Annotated in this window: 12 protein-coding genes; 3 read left to right on the top strand and 9 right to left on the bottom strand. The window is 49.0% G+C overall.

What is annotated here, in order from left to right:
* Positions 1-67: 67 nt before the first annotated feature.
* Positions 68-4354 (bottom strand): S-layer homology domain-containing protein, encoded by a 4287-nt coding sequence (locus GQS10_RS23650; RefSeq protein WP_166241406.1) that lies wholly within the window; start codon positions 4352-4354, stop codon positions 68-70.
* Between the two features lie 311 nt (positions 4355-4665).
* Complete coding sequence (locus GQS10_RS09595; protein ID WP_166241404.1) at positions 4666-6453, bottom strand: ABC transporter ATP-binding protein; 1788 nt, start codon at positions 6451-6453, stop codon at positions 4666-4668.
* A 214-nt stretch (positions 6454-6667) separates the two neighbouring features.
* Here GQS10_RS09595 and GQS10_RS09590 point away from each other — a divergent pair, with 214 nt between their 5' ends.
* Positions 6668-6967, top strand: a complete 300-nt coding sequence (locus tag GQS10_RS09590; protein ID WP_166241402.1) for a response regulator — start codon at positions 6668-6670, stop codon at positions 6965-6967.
* A gap of 12 nt (positions 6968-6979) precedes the next feature.
* On the opposite strand, the gene GQS10_RS09585 is transcribed toward GQS10_RS09590, so the two are convergent.
* Genes GQS10_RS09585 through GQS10_RS09565 form a run of 5 tightly spaced genes read right to left on the bottom strand, consistent with a single transcriptional unit; the run spans position 6980 to position 11983 of the window.
* Positions 6980-7741, bottom strand: coding sequence for an ABC transporter permease (locus tag GQS10_RS09585; protein ID WP_166241400.1), 762 nt, complete (start codon positions 7739-7741; stop codon positions 6980-6982).
* Positions 7741-8472, bottom strand: a complete 732-nt coding sequence (locus tag GQS10_RS09580) for an ABC transporter ATP-binding protein (RefSeq protein WP_341805039.1) — start codon at positions 8470-8472, stop codon at positions 7741-7743. Before GQS10_RS09580 ends, GQS10_RS09585 begins: the two co-directional genes overlap by 1 nt.
* Positions 8473-8526: 54 nt before the next feature.
* Positions 8527-9915 carry a DUF4129 domain-containing protein gene (locus tag GQS10_RS09575; protein WP_166241398.1) on the bottom strand — a complete coding sequence of 463 codons (1389 nt, stop codon included), beginning with the start codon at positions 9913-9915 and terminating at the stop codon, positions 8527-8529.
* On the bottom strand, positions 9912-11006 hold the full coding sequence (locus GQS10_RS09570) for a DUF58 domain-containing protein (protein ID WP_166241396.1): 1095 nt from the start codon (positions 11004-11006) through the stop codon (positions 9912-9914). Before GQS10_RS09570 ends, GQS10_RS09575 begins: the two co-directional genes overlap by 4 nt.
* Positions 11007-11014: 8 nt before the next feature.
* Positions 11015-11983: an AAA family ATPase gene (locus tag GQS10_RS09565; RefSeq protein WP_166241394.1), complete on the bottom strand. Its 969-nt coding sequence runs from the start codon at positions 11981-11983 to the stop codon at positions 11015-11017.
* A gap of 282 nt (positions 11984-12265) precedes the next feature.
* Here GQS10_RS09565 and GQS10_RS09560 point away from each other — a divergent pair, with 282 nt between their 5' ends.
* Together GQS10_RS09560 and GQS10_RS09555 are read left to right on the top strand one after the other, a co-directional pair.
* On the top strand, positions 12266-13720 hold the full coding sequence (locus GQS10_RS09560) for an amidase family protein (protein ID WP_166241392.1): 1455 nt from the start codon (positions 12266-12268) through the stop codon (positions 13718-13720).
* 266 nt (positions 13721-13986) lie between these two features.
* A complete protein-coding gene (locus tag GQS10_RS09555; protein ID WP_166241390.1) occupies positions 13987-15741 on the top strand; it encodes an ATP-binding protein in 1755 nt (584 codons plus the stop codon).
* A gap of 26 nt (positions 15742-15767) precedes the next feature.
* Here the strand turns inward: GQS10_RS09555 and GQS10_RS09550 are convergent, their stop codons facing one another.
* On the bottom strand, positions 15768-17822 hold the full coding sequence (locus GQS10_RS09550) for an endo-1,4-beta-xylanase (RefSeq protein ID WP_166241388.1): 2055 nt from the start codon (positions 17820-17822) through the stop codon (positions 15768-15770).
* A gap of 397 nt (positions 17823-18219) precedes the next feature.
* A complete protein-coding gene (locus GQS10_RS09545) occupies positions 18220-19371 on the bottom strand; it encodes a metallophosphoesterase (RefSeq protein WP_166241386.1) in 1152 nt (383 codons plus the stop codon).
* Positions 19372-19494 lie beyond the last annotated feature (123 nt).

Genomic DNA, 19494 nt, shown 5'->3' with positions numbered 1-19494 from the left:
CAGTCCCGTTCATGAAAAAAAGCCGCATCCTGTATGGAGTAATTCCCCAGGATACGGCTTTGTTGAATTAATTCGTGAAATGCAAAGCTTGAAGCATTCTATGGATCATAACCGCACACTGTCCGCGATCTGCCAAGCTGTTAGGCCGGAAAGTATTGTCTTCAAACCCTCCGATAATTCCCGCTTTTAGCGTCGCAGCGGCGGAAGGACCCGCCCACTCGGATATGGCGGCTTCATCTGTAAACTGTTGAAGCGTCTCTTGAATCGATGCCTCATCACTTACGTTCTTGTAGTTTGCGGACTGCAGAGCGTTCTTGACCATAACAACGAGTTCTTCTCGGGTAATCGTTTTGTTCGGCTGGAATGTGCCATCCGTGTACCCGGAAACAAGCTTGTGCTGAACTGCTGTTAGGATAGAGTTTGTATACCATTCCCCAGCTTGAACATCGGAGAACGGCGAGACTTGCTCTCCTTTGGATACGAGACCGAGCGCCTTCACCAGCATCGTAACAAATTCCGCTCTAGTGACAGATTGATCGGCTCCAAAGGTCCCGTCCTGGTATCCATTGACGATGAACTTGGAGGCCAGTGCCTCTACAGATTTTTTCGCGTAATGATCGCCCGCGAGGTCGGCAAATTGTTTGTTATTGTTCACAATGCTGTAGACCGAATTGCCCTTGCGATAAATGCTTGCTTGGAGATGACCTTCTTCGTCAGCCGTAAAGGTTGCCGGTACAGGATAAAACGTCCCCGACGCAGTGTCGATCATAACAGCCGCCAGGCTTTGAATCCCCTCTGCTCCAGCCGGATAATCCACCGTTATCGTTCTACGAACATATTCTGCGAACTCATTTATTTCTTTGGCCTTACCGTTAGCATCAATGATCTCGATTACATATTCAACAGGGTTGCCGATCATATTGGCTCCAGATTGTTGAAGACGGGAGCGAGCCGAAGACGCCAATGTGTCATCGATAGGCTTTACGCTAATAACGATTGCTTCACCACTGGACGCGTCTGCTTGGTTTGCGATGCTGCGAACAAGACTCGCCGGAAGCTCCAGAGAGGCTCCTTTGGTTTCAATGTTTACGCCGCTTCCCTTACCTTCGAGCAGCAGCTTAAATACATCGTACGGCAGTTCGGCACGTACGGAATTCTTCTCGTCCTCGGAAGAGCTGCGAATCGTGATCGATTCCTTTTGCGGGTCACGTGTCTTAAGCAGTTCTTCCATCTTAGAGCGATCAACGACAATGCTGCCGGTAGCAGCTGCTTCGTTTGCGGCTGGAGCAGCCCAGCCGCCGCCACCTCCGCCACCGCCTCCGCCTCCACCACCTACGCCTCCGCCGCCAGAGGTTGTTGGCTCTGCTGCATAGGCTTTAGCGGTCCGGAGACTTTCCAATCCAAAATTTCGCTGGAGCGAAACATATACATTCGCCGCCTTCGTGCCTAATTGCGGCACCGAGAGGTGAAGCGAGCTTTGATCTTTAGATACTGTTCCTTCTGCAATGGGGTATGCCCTATTTTCTGTGGCATACACCTTTACAATATCGCCCCATTGCAAATTCGTAATCGTAATTTGATCTGCGGCGTTTGTATTATTTACGATTTGAACATTTGCCGGGTCAATTTGTAGTGAATATTCTCGATCAGTAAAGTATAGATAATCAGGTTCGCTTTCTTTGTTGTCAGCAATCGAGACAACCCCGATCTTTACTGCACCTTGCGGAATGACGGTACCTTCTTTAATTGTAACTAAGGCCCATCCATTATAGATCGTCACCCTAGTTTCGTTAATAAGCTGCAGTTTATTTCCATGCTGATCCGCAAAAAACAGCTGTACGATGGTGTCTTCATTGTTCGGATAAATTTCAGCAGTTCCTCCCAGTTTCCCTCTATTGCCATCCGTATCATTAAAAATAAGTAAAGGAGTTACCCTTGTGATAGGAAGAGGCTGGGCAACGGCTGGTTCTTCAGACACATTATCACTGATCGAGATAATCCCGTACTCGGGCGCGTACTCTCCTGCTAAATTTTTGGGCTTTATTAAGATTCTTGTTGCGTCTATCGGATGGCTTACACCTAATTCCATTTGATAAAACTCTGCTCCAGCGGAAACTGAATTGCCCTCTGTTAAAGGAAGGAGTGCTCCTCTCGAATCTTGATAAAAAACATCGTAAGAACTCAGATTCGTTTCTTCAGCCGATGCTGCCCATGAAATCGTTCCGTCTATTACGCCCCGACTCCCATTCTCATCTACGAATGTTAAATTAGTAGGAATCGAATACGGTGCGTCCCATAAAGAAGTAATGTATCCTTCTGCACTATCACCATAATCATTCGTCATAAACAATCCGATTCTACTTGCTCCCGACGGGATTTTTGTATGCTCAGGAAGCACGATCAGACTTTCGCCGTTAATCTGCTTTCTTTTTGTATACGCGATCGGCTTAAGTTTTACATTCGAAGCACTCATAAAATACAACGTATAGCCCGTATGCGAATCTTGTGGAGCATTGGATTCCAACCAAATATATTCGCCGCCGATTTCACCCTTATGCAAATCTCTGTCAAACAATTGATGCTCTAGTTTCGGATTTAGAACCGGCACTCCCGCTCCAGAAGAGGAACGTACCGGCTCCCCGGTAATGTTGTCGTAAATACTTTCCACATTATATAGACCGGAAATCCTACCAAAGCTGTCCTTCATGTGAACGTAAATATAGCTCGCATCACTTACAAGTGAACTGGGCCAAGTTGTAAAACGATCATCGTCTGTAGTTGAGAATTCCTGCAAACTTCCTTCAATCATTAGCCCTCTGCTGTCAGCCAAGTAAACAATTATTGAAGATAGAGGAGGATTATTTATTGCATTCGGCCAAAACTCCCAATGCAGCTTCGGCTCAATCCCCCTCATCGGATTCTCGTCCACATAGCCCTGAGATAGATTACTTGGAAAATATACCGAAGCATCTAGAAATGGAACTTTCGCACCATGCTCACTTTCACCTGCGGTATTTTTAGGGAAGATCCCCAGCTTTACTGCACCTTCAGGAACATCGATGCTTGAAATATAATGAAAATATCCACCTTTGGAAGTATACACCGACTTCTCTGCTATTTTAGACCCGACTTTTTGATTGAACTCATTTAAGAAATATATCGTAAAGCTTGTTAAATGATCTGTATTTTCAGGCATGTCCCACTCTAAGTAACCGCTAATTTTTTGCTGCTCATCCGATCGATCAACAAAACCGTAGGGAAGCGGAATCGCTGTTGGAAGCTTTAGTGAAGCAGTTTCCCGCTCTACAGCCTCTAAGGACGAGTATTTGCGGATGATCTGATCAATTCCGTATAAAACGATCTCTCCGCTTCGCAGTGTATATGCTTTGATCACTTTATAGGGGAGATTGAAATAATTACTGAACGATTCTCTGTTGTATATTTCTTGAGCCCCAAATACAATATCTCCCTTTGCATAAATTACAGGAGATTGATATTCGCCGTATACCTTATCAATAACACTAGCCGACCTACGCTCTTTCCCTAAATATAAATAGCCAGAGTCCTCTAGAAACATTGGCGCTTGAATGAAGATAGGATCAACTGAAACTGATACGCTGTCAACTTTAGTAAAATCGTTGGTATCATAAGCACGTAAACGGTCTGAACTCGTAAAATAAAGCTTCTGTCCATTCTCACTTACCTGCAGATCTCCATAAAAACTGCTGCCATAGACTGCTGTCACGACACGCTCACTTTTCGTCGTGAGGCTATACTCCATGATATCAGTCCAACTCATCCCTTGGCTCGTGTAGTAAATGGAGGATTCCCCCAAAGTTGCACGTACAGTAGCTGAACCCGGTTCCGGCAAAGTCGAGGATTCCTTCAATGGAAACGTATCGGTTACAGCCCTAGTTTCTACGTCAACGACCTTCATAACGCTGCCCGGTTGGGTCGGGATGTACAGCTTTCCGTCCTTTAAGTCAATATCGGTAGGTGAGTCAATTGCCAGTTCAGTTTCAACCACCAAATCACTTAAACGTATAAACAGCAGCTCATTGGTTTCTCTAGAAAGAGCGTAAATCATTCCACGATGATCATCCACAACCCATTGGAAAATGTTCAGTGGAGCAGACTGGACAACCGTTGGAGCAGTAACGCCGCCACCGCCAGAAGAAGCTCCCCCACTGGAGACCGGATCAGCGGTCAGCGCATAAGTGCTGGATGTTGCCCACGGAGAACATAAGGAGGCAAGCATGGCACCTGCCAGAACAGCCCCCCATAATCTGCGACCTCTCGCTTTCTTTTGTTTCTTGATCGTCATGTTTTGCAGTATCGGCTCGAATAAGCGCACCGTCGTTCCTCCCTAAACTATAAATCTAGTACAAATTTCCTACATCATTATAATAGAAATGGAAGTAAATTGATATGTATTTCCAGTAACTTTTTGTTAATTTTATTGTAAGTTAGTGAAAAATAATTTTGTTGGAAAGCTACCTTCATACCCTATAAAAACAACCGGTCTCCTTTGAGGAAACCGGTTGTTTCTGGATCTTTCTTAAAGTTTATCGCTTCGTTCAACAGCAAACACAGAAGATGGATCATCGGATGCTCACGAATCACCCTGTCCGAAAATTTGCGTGCCCATCAATCGTAAATCTCAACTTACGCCTGCATCTGCTTCAGCTCGTAGAAAGCGCCGCGGCGCTCCATCAATTCCTCGAAGGTGCCCACCTCGGCCACTTGGCCGCTCTTCATCACCACGATGCGGTCTGCATCGCGGATCGTGGACAAACGGTGGGCGACGATAAACGTCGTCCGTCCCCGCACCAGCTCGCGCATCGCCTTCTGCACCTTAAACTCGGACACATTGTCCAGAGCAGAAGTCGCCTCGTCGAGCAAAATAATTTGCGGGTCGCGGATCATCGCGCGCGCAATCGCAATGCGCTGCCGCTGGCCGCCGGACAGCTTGCTGCCATGCTCGCCGATTGACGTCTCCAGCCCCTGCGGCATCGCATCAATAACATCCTTAAGGTTCGCCATCTCGATTACCTGCTGCAGCTTTTCCTCCGGCACATCGGTCAAGCCGTACGTAATGTTGCTGCGGATCGTGCCGGAAAACAAAATCGTATTTTGCGGCACAACGGCCAGCTGCTGCCTGTAGGAACGCATTTCCAGATCGTCAAGCGGAACCCCGTCGACCTCTATCCAGCCATTGGTCGGGCGATAGAAGCCGACTACCATATTCAGTACCGTCGACTTCCCCGCACCGGATTCCCCGACAAAGGCAATGCATTCGCCCGGCTTCACCTCTAAATTAAAATCGCGCAGCACGTGCTTATCCGTATCGTTATAATGAAAATGAACATTGCGGAACTGAAAGCTTCCTTTTAAGCGATCCGCCTTCTGTGTCCCCTGATATTCTTCCGTTTCTGTCGAAGACAACAGCTCGCGAACCGAATTGAGCGATTCAAATCCCTTCGCAAACTGCGGATACACGTTCAAAATCCCGTTCACAGACATGAGGATCGTCTGGAAAAAGCCTTGATACATCACAACGTCGCCAACTTGAATGGAGCCCCGGTACGCCATCATGCATGTAAAGCCTAAGCAAACCATTTGAAACAGCATAAACACGACCCAGCTGGAGGACCCGAAGAAGGCCTCTGCGACATCGAGTTTGTAGCCCTTGCCCTTAATTTCACGCAGCGTCTTTTCGACCTTCTCAATCTCAACCTGCTCCAAACCATGGGCACGGGTGACCGGAATCATTTCCACAGTTTCAGCGACTTGTCCGGACATATTTTCAATTTCTTTACGAAACTCGCGGTTGCGCGTCCGCAGGTTTTTACGGAATAATGAAACAATAAGGATCCCTGTCGGCGCCACCAAAATAAAGAAGCTCGCCACACTGAGATTGTTTACTGCAGTCAATATAAACGACACGACCACGTTTAACACGGCCGGCATAAACGCATACATCATTTGCTTGGACAGCGTCTCGATCGCCTCGACGTCGCGCAGCACCTTCGCCTGCAGCTTGCCCGACCGCAGGTCACTGTGATACGACATGGATAAATGCTGCAGCTTGCGGATCATTGTGCCGCGCAATCCTGCCTCAATATGACGGGAAGAACGGCTCATAAAGCTGACATGGATGATTTGGCTCGGGATATTTTGAATGATGACCAAGCTAACGATGATGAGGTCAATCCACAGCCATGACAAATCGCCATCGGCCGGTTGGCTCAAGTGGTTAATCATGTCTGCCGTTACAATAGGGATAACCCAAACCGGCGAATGCTTGATAACAAAGAAAATGAGCGATAAAATGAGATTCAAATATTGACCCTTGTAGAGCAGCAGTAGTGTGCGAAGACCGCTACCCTTCGTAACCCGGCTGTCCATAAACAGCTGCTCGAAATCCAATGACAACGCGCTCTTTGCTTTCATTTTCTCTCTCCCCTATCCCAAATTCCAACCCGGTGACCTGCCTGCTCAAATATACGTAATCATAATCCTCTAGCCGAAATCCGTCTACTGGCCAAAGGTAAAAAGTCTCCTTGTGATTACAGCACTTCCCATCTGTACAGTATAAAATGTCACTGCATTTCAAACCATTTCCTATATAACTTAAAATAAACTTTCCGAAAGGGGCTGCGCGGCGATGAGAGAACAAACCGTCGAATTTAAGCTGATCCGCAAAAATGAAACAAAGAAATTGCGAGGAGTCATCTATTTGGGGGAAAATGAGACCCCTACCCTGCAGCACTTTGAAGAATATCTTCGAAGATCCGGATATGATGTAACGCTGGATAATGCCGAGGAGGCCGTGTTTAAAGCTTTTGAAAAAGGAGAACCGATTTTAATCGATATTATGGAGGAAAAATTAAGCTCCGAGCGCACGCGCGACCCGCAAGCGGAAGCGTTGGCCCGAAGCTTTATCAAAAAAGATCCTTCGTTGTAAGCAGCCGCAGAATCATTGCTGCTTTTCCATACCTCGCAGAAGCCCTTCTTTCGTAAACCATAACGAATAGCTGATTCTTCCTAATATCATCGCTGTAATAGCCGCTGCGGATGTTAATACGAAAGCGATTAATATCTGATACCTCACTGCCTCCACCGGATCGGCACCCGCCGCGATCATGCCGGTCATCATGCCCGGCAGCTGCACCAGCCCGATCGTCTTCATCCCATCGATCGTCGGGATCATGCTGGACCGAACGGAACGCTTGATCGCCGCCTGAATGGATTGCCTCGGCGTTGCTCCCAAGGAGAGCAGCGCCTCCATTTCTCCACGCGAGGATTCCAGCTCACGACGCATGGCGTTTAGAAATAATCCCGCCACGATCATCGAGCTCCCGATAATAATCCCGCTGACCGGTATAATCAATTGAGGAGTAGCCTCAATAATACCGAGTCCGAGCAGTACGCTCATCGTCACGACTTCCGTGCATAGTATAGCTGCTGCAATTCTGGAACGAATCTTGGGCAGCTGCTTCGCTCGTGCACCCGCATTCCAGGATGCGGTACCGATCATCATGAAAATAATAGCGGCAATAAATACCGGATGATTCATATCGAATACAAAGTGCAGGACGTAGCCAATGAGCAGCAGCTGTACTGCGGCGCGCATCGTGCCGATCACAATTTCCTTTTCCAGCCCCAACTTTTGCCTTAAGGATAGGAAGACCGTGATCGCCACAAAAACAAGAGTAAAAGCCAGTGCATAGCCCGACATTATGGAGTAGCCCCCCTTTCAAACTGCATGTTTTGGATGAAACGCCGCCCCGTCTCCGAAGCAGGCTCTCTAAAAAATGCAGCTGTCGATGCTTGCTCCGCAAGCGTACCTTCGTCCATAAACCAGGTGGTTTCACTGATCTCCCGCGCCTGCTCCAAATCATGCGTTACCCAAACGTATGCCGTCCCCTCCTGTCGGTTCCACTCCAACAAACACTGCTCAACCAAATGCTTGCTTGCCGGATCGAGCGAAGCGGTCACCTCATCCAACAGCAGCAGCTGCGGGCGAAGCAGCAATGAGCGGACAAGCGCGGTCCGCTGCTTCTCGCCACCGGATAAATCGGCTGCGTTCTTGGACCAGCTCAGCTCGCTCAATCCGACGGAAGCCATGCATCGCTTAGCCAACTCCCGGTCGAACGGCTTCCCGTTCAGCCTGCTGACGGTTTGCAAATTTTCCTCAACCGTTCCGGGAAGCATGACGGACTGCTGGGCGACATAGGCGGCCTTTTGCCGCCACTCGTGGGCCTTCCACTCCGCCAGCGGACTGTTATGAAGCAGCATATCACCCTCGTCCGGAGTATCGAGCAATCCGAAGATGCGCAGCAGCGTGCTTTTCCCTTGGCCTGAAGTTCCTAGCAGGGCGACTCGCTGGGCGGCTGCAATCTTTGCGGTTACATTTTGAAATAAATATTTTGATGGTTGGTCATGGCGTTTTTTGGCGAGGTTTTCTATTGAAAATAGTAAGTCCAGGTATGATTCCTCCCCCCACGCGATGAATCTTATATTCTACGTTATGCTCCCGCCGCCTTTGCCGGACTGCGTATTCCTTAGCTCTTCAAGCTCATTTAACCCGATTTCCTCACCCGAGTATTTCGCCTTGTCATAAAGCTGGACAAGCTTTTTTTGAGCAAGCTCATTTCCTTGTACGGTTTTCTGCCGGGTCTGCTGCTTCCCAGTGAACCAGTTCATAACATCCCGCAAGGTTTCCTGAGGCGTATAATGACGCTTCGGCTCGTAGCCGCTGCTGACCGCATCGCGAAGCCACTCACGATACAGCTTCTTCACCTTTTCGCTGTTCGTTGCCGCTTGTTCTTGATCATCCCGCCGACGGGTGAATCCGGACGTCACCCTCCGAAGCCATGCAGCTGGAGACGTCCCGCTGAGTGCATCCCATTCAAACACGCTCGTCTCCTCGTCCGTGTACCCTGACTGCTGCTCTCCCTTACTGCGCCGCTGAAGGAATGCGGTCAGCTTACTGATCCATTTGCGCAGAAACGGCCCGGCCTTCTTATACCCAACATAAAGCAGTCCTGCAATCAATACGGCGATCCCGAGCCAAATCATACCGAGAAAAAGCATATCGAGCAGCTCGGCAAACCAGCCTTGCTCCGGCTGCGGGCCAAAGTCCGGGGGCGGCTGCTGCTTCATATTTTTAGGCGGGGCGATCTCCGTCGTCGAACCGCGCAGCAGCATTAAAATCATCCTGATCGCCCCGCCGATCAATTGCACGAGACCCTGCAGCACGCTGCCTCCTAATAGAAGCCCCAGCAAAGCAAATATGACGAAGACGGAGGTCAAGAAAACGAGATTGAAACGCCTTACCCGGGAAGGGATTCCTCCCACCTTTTCCCCCGTTAATGCGGCATGCCTTAAGCTGCTCGTATTTGTCGCGGCGATGGCCGCCGTCAAACAGAACAATCCGGCCCACAGTATTGCATCCGTATACTTAGAAAGCTCTGCAATTCGTCCAAAGAAGAAGCTTGCGACAAAATAGCCGCAAATCGCAAACCAATAAAATCCGGGCCGGCCGAGTCTTCGGGCCACCGTCGCCCCTTGCAATACAGCCGCGAACGCGACGGCTGCGCCAAGAAACGGAGGCCCCCATGCCGACGTAACCGTCAAGTAAAAGGCTGCTCCGCCGCCTAAAGCGGACAACGCGAGCTTTTGCCATACGACGCGCAGCCGTAACGAAGCAGCACAGCCCACGGCCGAGAAAGCCGGAAGCAAAGCAAGCCACCACAGCTGGCTGCTGCCTTTCACTGCGTATTCATGAATGAGCAGCAGCAGCGGAAGGAGCAGCAGCTGCTCCATTGCGCTGGCTCCGGTGAATCGGAGCACCTGTGCCCAAGGCTTCTGCGGATTCACTGCCACTGCCGTTCGTTCCTTTCCGTTCATGGCAAACCAACCCCCTGATCCGCAACAAGAAGCCATTCGATTCCGTTGCCCCGCCTTGCCAGCTCTTCGGCAGCTCCTCTTAGCCTCTCTCCCTCATGGCAGCTGATGAGCAGATAGTCGGTAGAAGCATCCGCCTTTTCGGCCATCTGCTTGATAAGTGCGTCCATTGCCGCACAGCTGTCCAGCTGAAGCGCAGCCATCGTTTCCAGCAGCTGTGTCAGCTGAGGCATCCCGCCGCCAGGTTCAATATGAACGGCCTCCTTCGGTTCCCGTTCCGTCCAGCCGTTGCAGAGCAAGCCCGTATCGATCCCGCGTGCCAATGCATAATCGGCTACCGCCGCAGCATATCGAATTGCACGCTCCACCCGCTCCGGGTCGGTGACCGTGCTCCACATCGACTCCGTCACCTCGAAGTTTAAACAAATCATAAGCCTGTGGTCGGCGGTAAAGTCTTTCTTATGTACCTGCAGCTCTCCCGTACGAGCCGTCGCCTTCCAATTGACTGCGTTTAAAGGATCACCCGGCTGGTACTCTCGGCTCCCTGACGTAAGAAACGGGTCCTCGACGATCCAGCGCCGAACCGCAAGCTCCCCGAGCCAGCTGTGGCTCGGTAAAGGCAGCTCCCCGAGCGGGGCCGGCTTCGGATACACCACAAGCTCAAGAGATAGTGGCACCTGCTCCGTACGAACTTTAATTCCAAGCGGGTCCCCGGAGGTCATCGCCGCCGAATTGAGCTTATAGATGCCTCGCCGCGCGCAAACGACTTGATGCTTCCGTACGATCTGCCGATACGGCCGCAAGCTAAAAAGACTCAAATGATGCTGAAACTGCTCCCCGCCGCGAATATCCATATCCCCTTGGCTTCCAAACACAAGCCCGGTGGATACCCGCGACTCCAAACGAAGCCAAGGAAGCGGAAGCAGCTTTCGATTGGAAATTCGCTCCACCATCTCTACGGATTCACCTTCAAAGACCGCCTTTTCCGAGAAATGACGGGAATACCCGATGTGCTTTAACGCATATCGGGAATACAGCCAAATAAGCAGCCAAAACAACAGCGCAATATTCGCAATGAACCAATGCAGCTTCATCTTGAATCTTACCCGCGCTTCGCAAACGCTGACGGTTCTGCCGGAACCTCGATTTCGTTCAACAGCTTTCGCACAAGCTCCTCCGCTTTGTTATCTCGGATCCGCATCGAATGCTGCAGCAGCAGCCGGTGTGCGAGCACTGGGATAGCGACAGCCTTGACATCATCCGGCGTCACAAAAGGCCTACCTTGGATAACGGCATACGCCTGAGATGCCTTCAGCAGCGCCTGAGCGCCGCGGGGGCTAACGCCTAGCAGCACATCCGACTGCTTGCGCGATGCTTCTGCAATCCGCACGATATACCCAAGCAGCTCCTCGCTCACTTCAACAGCAGCGGTGTACCGCTGGGCATCCGTCACCTCGGATGCAGTGACGGCCGGCTGCAGCTCCTCAAGCGGACTGGATTCACGAAATCTGCGCAAAATTTGTACGGACTCCTCAGACGTCGGATAACCCATATGGATCTTCATCATAAAACGGTCAAGCTGCGCCTCCGGAAGCGGAAACGTCCCCTGGTTATCGACCGGATTTTGCGTGGCGATAACCAGAAAGGGCGCTTCCAGCCGATGTGTGGCACCATCCAATGAAATTTGCCGTTCTTCCATACATTCCAAGAGGCTCGACTGCGTTCTCGGCGTAGCCCGGTTAATTTCATCCGCCAGCAGGATGTTTGTAAACGCCGGTCCCGGGCGGAATTCAAATTCCCCTGATTTTTGATTGTAATAATGAATCCCTGTCAAATCGGAAGGCAGCAAATCCGGCGTAAACTGAAGCCGCTTAAACCTCCCGTCGATCGATGTGGCCAGTGCTTTAGCCAGCAATGTTTTCCCCGTTCCCGGAACATCCTCTAACAGCGTATGTCCGTTAGCCAGCAGCGCCGTTAGCAGCAAATCGACAACCTCTTTCTTTCCTACCAGCACCTTCTGTATGTTAGAACGAATGCGCTCTACTACATTCACTGCATGTTGAATTTCCACTCGTGATCTCCCCTGCCTTTCGCTGTTCACTGCACGATTTTATTGTTGAAAACGTAATTCTTCCCAAAACAGATTTCCTAATTCCTTCCTTTTATAATACGTTGCTTAGCTTGGAAACCCTTCCGTCTCCATCCAAAGGAAAAGAAAAGATTACAAGTAACCATATTGGCGCTTCGCCTTAATCGAGCTAAATCTTGATTTAAGTAAAATGAACTCTTGTCCAAATCCGTGGCGTATGAGAAAAGTAAGATAGCAATGGTTGAAAAAGGCGGGGATTTTTTAATGAAGAATATTGAGGAAGCAACGATTTCAGACCTCCAGATTGCACTGGAGAAAAAGAAAATAACTTCGTATGAGCTTATTCAGCTTTATATGGAGCGCATCGCTACATTTGACCGGCAGGGACCTCGATTAAACAGTGTGCTCGAGCTGAATCCGGATGCCCTTGCTCTTTCCGAGGCAGCGGACGCCGAGCGTCGGCAAGGATTGCTTCGCGGTCCGCTGCACGGCATCCCGATCCTGCTTAAGGACAACATTGATACTGCAGACCGCATGCACACAAGTGCAGGCTCGCTTGCTCTCGCCGGTCATTACGCCGCGCAGGACGCTTTCCTCGTCCGGAAACTCCGTAAAGCCGGAGCAATTATTCTTGGCAAGGCCAACATGACCGAATGGGCCAATTACATGGCCGAAGGAATGACAGCCGGCTACAGCTCGCGGGGAGGTCAAGTACTGAATCCGTATGGACAATCCTTCTTTGCCGGGGGCTCCAGTACGGGGAGCGGTGTCGCTGTAGCTGCCGGCTTCGCAGCGGCTGCAGTCGGCACCGAAACCTCCGGTTCCATCCTAAGCCCGGCCACTCAAAACTCCATCGTAGGCATCAAACCTACCGTCGGCCGCATCAGCCGCAGCGGAGTCATTCCTCTGGCCCACAGCCAGGATACGGCAGGCCCAATGGCGCGTACGGTAGCTGATGCCGCAATCTTATTTGCAGCGCTTTGCGGGGTGGATGCGAACGACCCGATTACAGGCAGCTCCATCGCTCACCCCCTTACCGATCTGCGCGGCTGGTTCGATCGGGACGGCCTCCAAGGTGCGAGAATCGGTGTACCGCGCAAAATCTATCACGACAAGCTCAGCGAAGAGGAGCGTGCGCTGTTTGACAGCCTGCTTCAGGAGATGGCTTCCGCCGGCGCTGTGATCGTTGATCCGGCGGACATCGCGACAGCCGAAGAGCTGAACTCCTACCGCTCTGAGGTGTTCCGTTACGAGTTTAAAGCTGATTTGAATTTCTATTTGCAGCGTGTATCTCCGAAGCTGCCGGTCCATTCCCTTCAAGAGCTTATTGCCTTTAACGAAGCAGATCCCGTGAACATGCTGAAGTACGGGCAGTCGATTCTAAAATGGTCCGAAGAAACCTCAGGCACGTTAACAGAGCCGCGTTATATTGAAGACCGGCTTAAGGACATTCGCCTTTCCCGTGAAGAAGGCATAGATCTTGTGCTTCGGCAGCACAGCTTGGATGCACTGCTGTTCCCGAAATCAACCGGTGCGGGCATTGCCGCAAAAGCAGGCTACCCGTCGATCGCCGTGCCTGGCGGTTACCTGAAGGACGGCATGCCTTTTGGTATCACTTTTACCGGCGGCGCATTCACGGAACCGGCGCTGATCCGGCTTGCTTACGCCTTCGAGCAGCTCCGGGCACGCAGAAAAGCTCCTGTCCTTGACAAAGCCTAATCGGACATAAGGTCCTCTCTTCATAAAGACGATGCGCTGTAACGCCTCTTACACCGCATCGTTTTTTTAGTTGCAAAAGAACCCCTGGCCAGCTTCAACCTGCCGCAGCCGCAAGAATTCTTGTTGAAAAATGTCGATGAATGAAGGAGTTTGACATTTTTTTGAGAATATTATACAAGATATTTTTGCAAAGATCCTTCGGAGGTCCGATGACAACAAATAAAAGTAAGAGTTACCCCCTACTTATCATTTTTTTCGTGCTTCTCATGCTGCTTTTAGCATTTCGACTCTATATCGAAAATACGCCAAGCAGCAGCGACGCAGCTCCCATTCATCAATGGGAATACCGATATGACGATGAGCCCTGGCAAACCATCGATGCCCCTCGTACTCCCCCAGGACGGGAAGAGAGGCATCATCTATGGCTGCGCACGACACTTCCCGAGGGAGATTGGCGGGATCCAAGCCTCGTCTTTCAAGGTTACCATAAATTCGAAATGTATTCGGAGAGCGGTACCTTGCTTTATAGCTTTGGTGACATGAGTGAATCCAAGATCGCCCGGTACGAAGGAACACCGGTCCGCATCATTTCGCTGTCGGAAGACCAGCTTGGACAAACCGTAGTGTTTCACTTATATTCTGACGAACGGTTCATCGGCACTCTTAACGAGCCGTATATCGATTCACGAAGCGATATTATTACATATTGGTTGTTCAAGGATACCGATCAATTGGTAATCGGCGTATTTTACATGCTGTTTGCGGTAATAGCGGCTTACTTATACAGTATTTATCGCGGGCAGGTGTATTTTCTTTCGTTTGCGTGCTTTACCTTTTTCCTTGGCGTCAATACCATAACCCGAATACATATTATTTATCTTTATTACGATAAAAGCCGGTTGTGGGAATGGATCGAACTCACCTCGTTTTTCTTTGGTGAAACGTTCCTGCTCATCTTTATTACCCATTTCTTTGGACGCGGCTGGAAAGGCATCTTGCGCAAGCTTAGTCTAATTCATCTTGCATTCTCCTGCTTCATACCGCTCTTCATTGCATTCGATATTATCGATATGCCGATGGCGTTGATGCTTTACCAGCTGGTAATTGCCAGCTCCATCTTGATCGTGCTTATCCAAATTTGGCATTATGCCCGAATTGGGAGCACGGAGGCCAAAATTGTAATGGCTGGAACACTCGTGATGTGCCTCTTCGGAGGGCTCGATTTGCTGGACAGCCTTCTCCTGGGGGAATGGCACATCCCGGTTTTAAATTATTTTGGACTCATGTTTTTCATTACTGCGCTAGCCTACGTACTTTATAAACGCCTTGTCGCAATAAAGAGCAAGCTTCAGCACTCTGAAAAGCTAATGATGGTTGGACAGTTGGCTGCCGGCATTGCGCATGAGATTCGTAATCCATTAACCGTGTTATCCGGATACGTTTCTCTGCTGTCAAAGGAGGCCCAGTTGAAAGGGAAGATGGACATACTTAAGTCCGAGGTCGACCGGATTAACCGGATTGTTAATGAGTTTTTACTACTTGCTAAGCCCTCGGAGCCGCGCTTCCAGCCAGCAAGAATTGATACCATTCTTTCCGAAATTAAGCTCCTGTACAATGCTGCAGCCCAGGACAAAGGAATCGAAATTGAATTAAAGGCCGCTGATTCGCTGCCTGAAATCATTTGTGATGCGGACCAGATGAAGCAGGTCTTTATGAACCTGATCAAAAATGCCATGGAAGCAATGGAAGGCAGCGGGAGTATAACGATTGAAGTGAATAACGCGCCTCATAACCGCATACATATTCGCATTACCGATCAAGGCAATGGCATTTGCGAAGAAGAGCTGCGAAAGGTTGGCGAGGCCTTCTATACGACCAAAGAAGATGGGACAGGACTAGGCCTGATGATTAGTCAAAACATCATCGAAAAGCACGGCGGTACCTTGACCTTGTCCAGTAAGCTTCATGTTGGAACCACCGTTACGATTAGACTGCCTGTGAACCCGAACCAGAAAAGATAAGGAAAGGTCTACAAAAAAAGTACCCGTCATTGGACGGGTACACCATCTTCAAGATAAGGAAGTTTTGTCGGATCTACCATTCCCCAATAAGCCGGCTTCGCCTGTAAATACTCATCGAATAATAAAGGCGCCTCATTTCTTTTCACCGGAAATGTATTCAGCCAAGTATGATCATCCGCAAGCCCCCAGAAAACCACCGAACTAATATATTGCTTATGCTGGATTAGCTCCTGTATAACCTCTTTATAACGATATCCCTGCCAATCAATTAACTCCTGCGGCACAACTTCATAATTCTCGGAGTCATTTGTGTAAACACTCATATCCAATTCCGTAATTTGATTATCTAATCCTAATTCGCCAAATAATTCAACCGCATTTCCCATTTCCTCAACAGACGGGCTTTTAATATTAATATGCATTTGGTGACCGACCCCGTCAATGGGTACTCCTTCGGACAGGAGCTGATTAACAAGCTCATAAAGGTCCTCCCTTTTCGAAGGCGACTCTGTATTGTATTCATTGATATATAATTTGGCATGGGGAGCGTACATTCGAGCATAACGAAAAGCTTCGCGTATATAATCCAAACCGGCGATTCGGTACCACTTACTTTCCCGGTAACCTCCGAAATCGTCTATAGGTTCATTTACTACGTCATAAGCATAGATATCCTCGCCAAAGTGCTCAACTACCGTCTTAATGTGAGTCTCTAATCTCTGTAACAAGAGAGCTTTATTCGCTGCCCGCTTTACCGGATCCGTCTCTTCCTCCATATCTCTTCCTTCGCTGTCTGTGAAAAACCAATCCGGCGTTCGTTGATGCCATACCAGCGTATGTCCCCTCACTGACATCCCGTGCTCTCTTGCAAACTCGACCAGCCGATCGGCATTTTCAAACCGGAAATCACCTTCCGTTGGTTGAATCCACTCCGCTTTCAAATCATTAACCGGAACAATACTGTTAAAATGCTTTTTTAAAAGCTCCCCATGTTCTCCTGACAATTGGAGGGGTTCAACCGCAGCCCCGATCCCTAGTGGAAAATGCTCCTGCAGCACTTGGTATAAAGATGGGATTTCATGCTGTATCACGAGAGGGGGTACGTATTTCAATTGAAAATCATCGATAAATACGGCTGCACTGCCATTTTTTGTTTCCAGTAATAATGAAATATCCGTAACCGGCGTATTCATACGATAGTTTGTGGATAGATGTACCCAATCCTCTCCGGTTACCTCGACATTTTCTATGAGCGTTACATAATCCGTGTTTTCCTGATCGCTGAGCTGCAAGCCAAGCTTCAGTTCGTCGCGTTCGGCTCCCTCCTCTAATTTCGCCCAAAGTGAGAATTCATACTGTTTATCGCTTCCTACCGAATTGGTAATATCAAGTGATGCTCCATCTGAAGGAGCTGACCTATCCCCTATTTTCAAACTTTGCGAACCGGACCTGGCTGCAGCAGTAGATGCAGTTACTTGTTCATTCCCCATCTTAGGCTGCCAACCTTCAGCGGATGAATGTTCAAAGCTCATCGATAAACCCGCTTGATCATGAGGAGGAGGTGTGATTGTTGAAATCGTTAATTCATCTAAGAGAATGTTTGCGGATTCATTCTCCGTTTCTACAGCCAAGTATAGTCTAGACATTGGATCGGCAAAGCTGTATCTCCCCTTAATCGGTACCCAGGAAGAATCATTTACATAAGCATTCGCTATAGTCGTCCACTTCATTAATCCTCCGTAAGCCTTCGATTCCATGGACAGTTTAATTCTTGTAGTTGAAGTGTCTGTTTTATCAGGGAGCTTTACAAAACCGGAAACTTCGTAAACCGCATCCTCAGAAAGCGTTTCCAGCATATTGATGCGGGGACCATGCCATGTTCTGGATCTTCCCGTTGTGAATAAGCTGAAGGATCCCGAATAAGCTTGCCCACTTACGGTAGCTACTTCTACTCCAGCACCTCGATCGCTCCATCCTTGCAGAGTGCCGTCCTCAAAATCAAAGCTTAGAGAACCACTTTGGCCATGATTTGCAAAAGCTGAATTTTGTGTAACCGGAAACCATACCGATGTCAGTGTCAAAACGGCCGCAAGCAAAATGATATAACTTCTCCTCTTCAACCCCTTACCCCCTTCTATTAGGAACAAAAAATTTCGTATAGCTTTACTTCATCATATTCAGTAGAATGGTTTAATTTACATCTTTAGGGTATTAAAACATTTCAAAAATTCTACACAAGAATTTTCTACTATTTCAAAATAAAAAGACCTCTGTGGAGGCCTTTCCATGATGTGCGCCTACGTTAAGAGGTTGTTTTCTTAAGATATACAACGCCTTCAGCTTCGCTCGAAACAAAATACTCTATATTAAAAAAGAACCACCAACATAAGAAAGCTCTCCTTTGTAAGATCACTCAGGAGGGGCATTCCTACACTGTCAATGGTCCTTGTGCTCAGTAGCTATTCGCAATCCATCCTCTTACACTTCCGCAAACCGCAGCGTGACGTCCAAAACCTCCGAACGGCTTCCAATGCGCACCGGCGGGCCCCAAAATCCGAACCCCGAGGATACGAGGGCGTGCATCGCGCCTTTACGCTTATAACCCCAATCAAGCTCAAACACCCTTCTGGTGATCAGGTGATTCGGCATCATTTGTCCGCGGTGCGTATGGCCGGAAAGCATCAGATCTATGCCTGCTTCAGATGCTGCATTCAGACGATGCGGCTGATGATCCAGCACAATGATCGGCAGCGACAGATTGCACTCCCTGAGCAGTTCCTCCAGCCCCATGCGTCCGAGCTTCGTAAACCGTTCCGACGAAATGTCCTTGCGTCCCGCAACGTAAAAGCTCTCATGAACCTTTACGGTTCGATCTACAAGCACCTCAATGCCGATTTGCTTCATCCGTTTCACGTATTCTTCGACGTTGCCGCCAATATACTCATGATTTCCTAAACATGCATAAACCCCAAGGGGAGCACGAAGGTTCTTTAAGGTTTCTGCCATGTTTTCGATGACAAAAGGCTCAATGCTGTCATCCAGCACATCACCCGGAATCAGAATAAGGTCAGGCTTTATTTTCTCCATCGTATGAAGCAGACGTTTAATATGACCATTGCCAACGGTTGTTCCAAGGTGAATATCCGAGGCCACCGCAATGCGAAGCGTCGTCCTGCCATCGGCCGGCCTTTTGGCAATGTTAAGCTCGTAACGCCGAATTACCGGACTCCAAGCATTCCGTGAACCTACCATAAGCAAAATCGCAAGAAATGTGATAACCACCGTTCCAGCCGCTGCGACGGACATGGATGAGGAATAGCCAAGCTTCTGAAGGACCCAAACAGCCGCATTAGCCAATGGAACGGTAAATAGTCCGTAAAACATCAGTGCCAATCCATAGGCGCCGACCCATTTGATCGTTTTATAAATCCGGTAGGGGAGAAAACGGCGTGTCAGCATCGCCAATAAATAGCCATAAGCGAGCAAAGCATATAATACCCAATAGATCCAGTCCTGTGCAGCGGGTAGCACCGTTCTCCAATAAATCAATCCATTCCACCCAAGATAAACGGTAAAGCTAATCAGCAGAACGAAAGACATAATAATCGAAAGCATTGTGCGAGTTTTCATAGCTGGCTCTCCTTGTTCCCAGATCGTTTTATTTCCCATCTTCCCATTTTCGCACATTCCATCTTGAAATAAAAATTACATAGAAAAAGGAGAGGAAGAGTCCAAACGGACCCCCCTCTCCAA

Origin of the sequence: Paenibacillus turpanensis (genome assembly GCF_011421635.1) — a bacterium.
Lineage (GTDB): Bacteria > Bacillota > Bacilli > Paenibacillales > YIM-B00363 > Paenibacillus_AK > Paenibacillus_AK turpanensis.
This window is presented reverse-complemented; position numbering and strand designations above follow the sequence as displayed.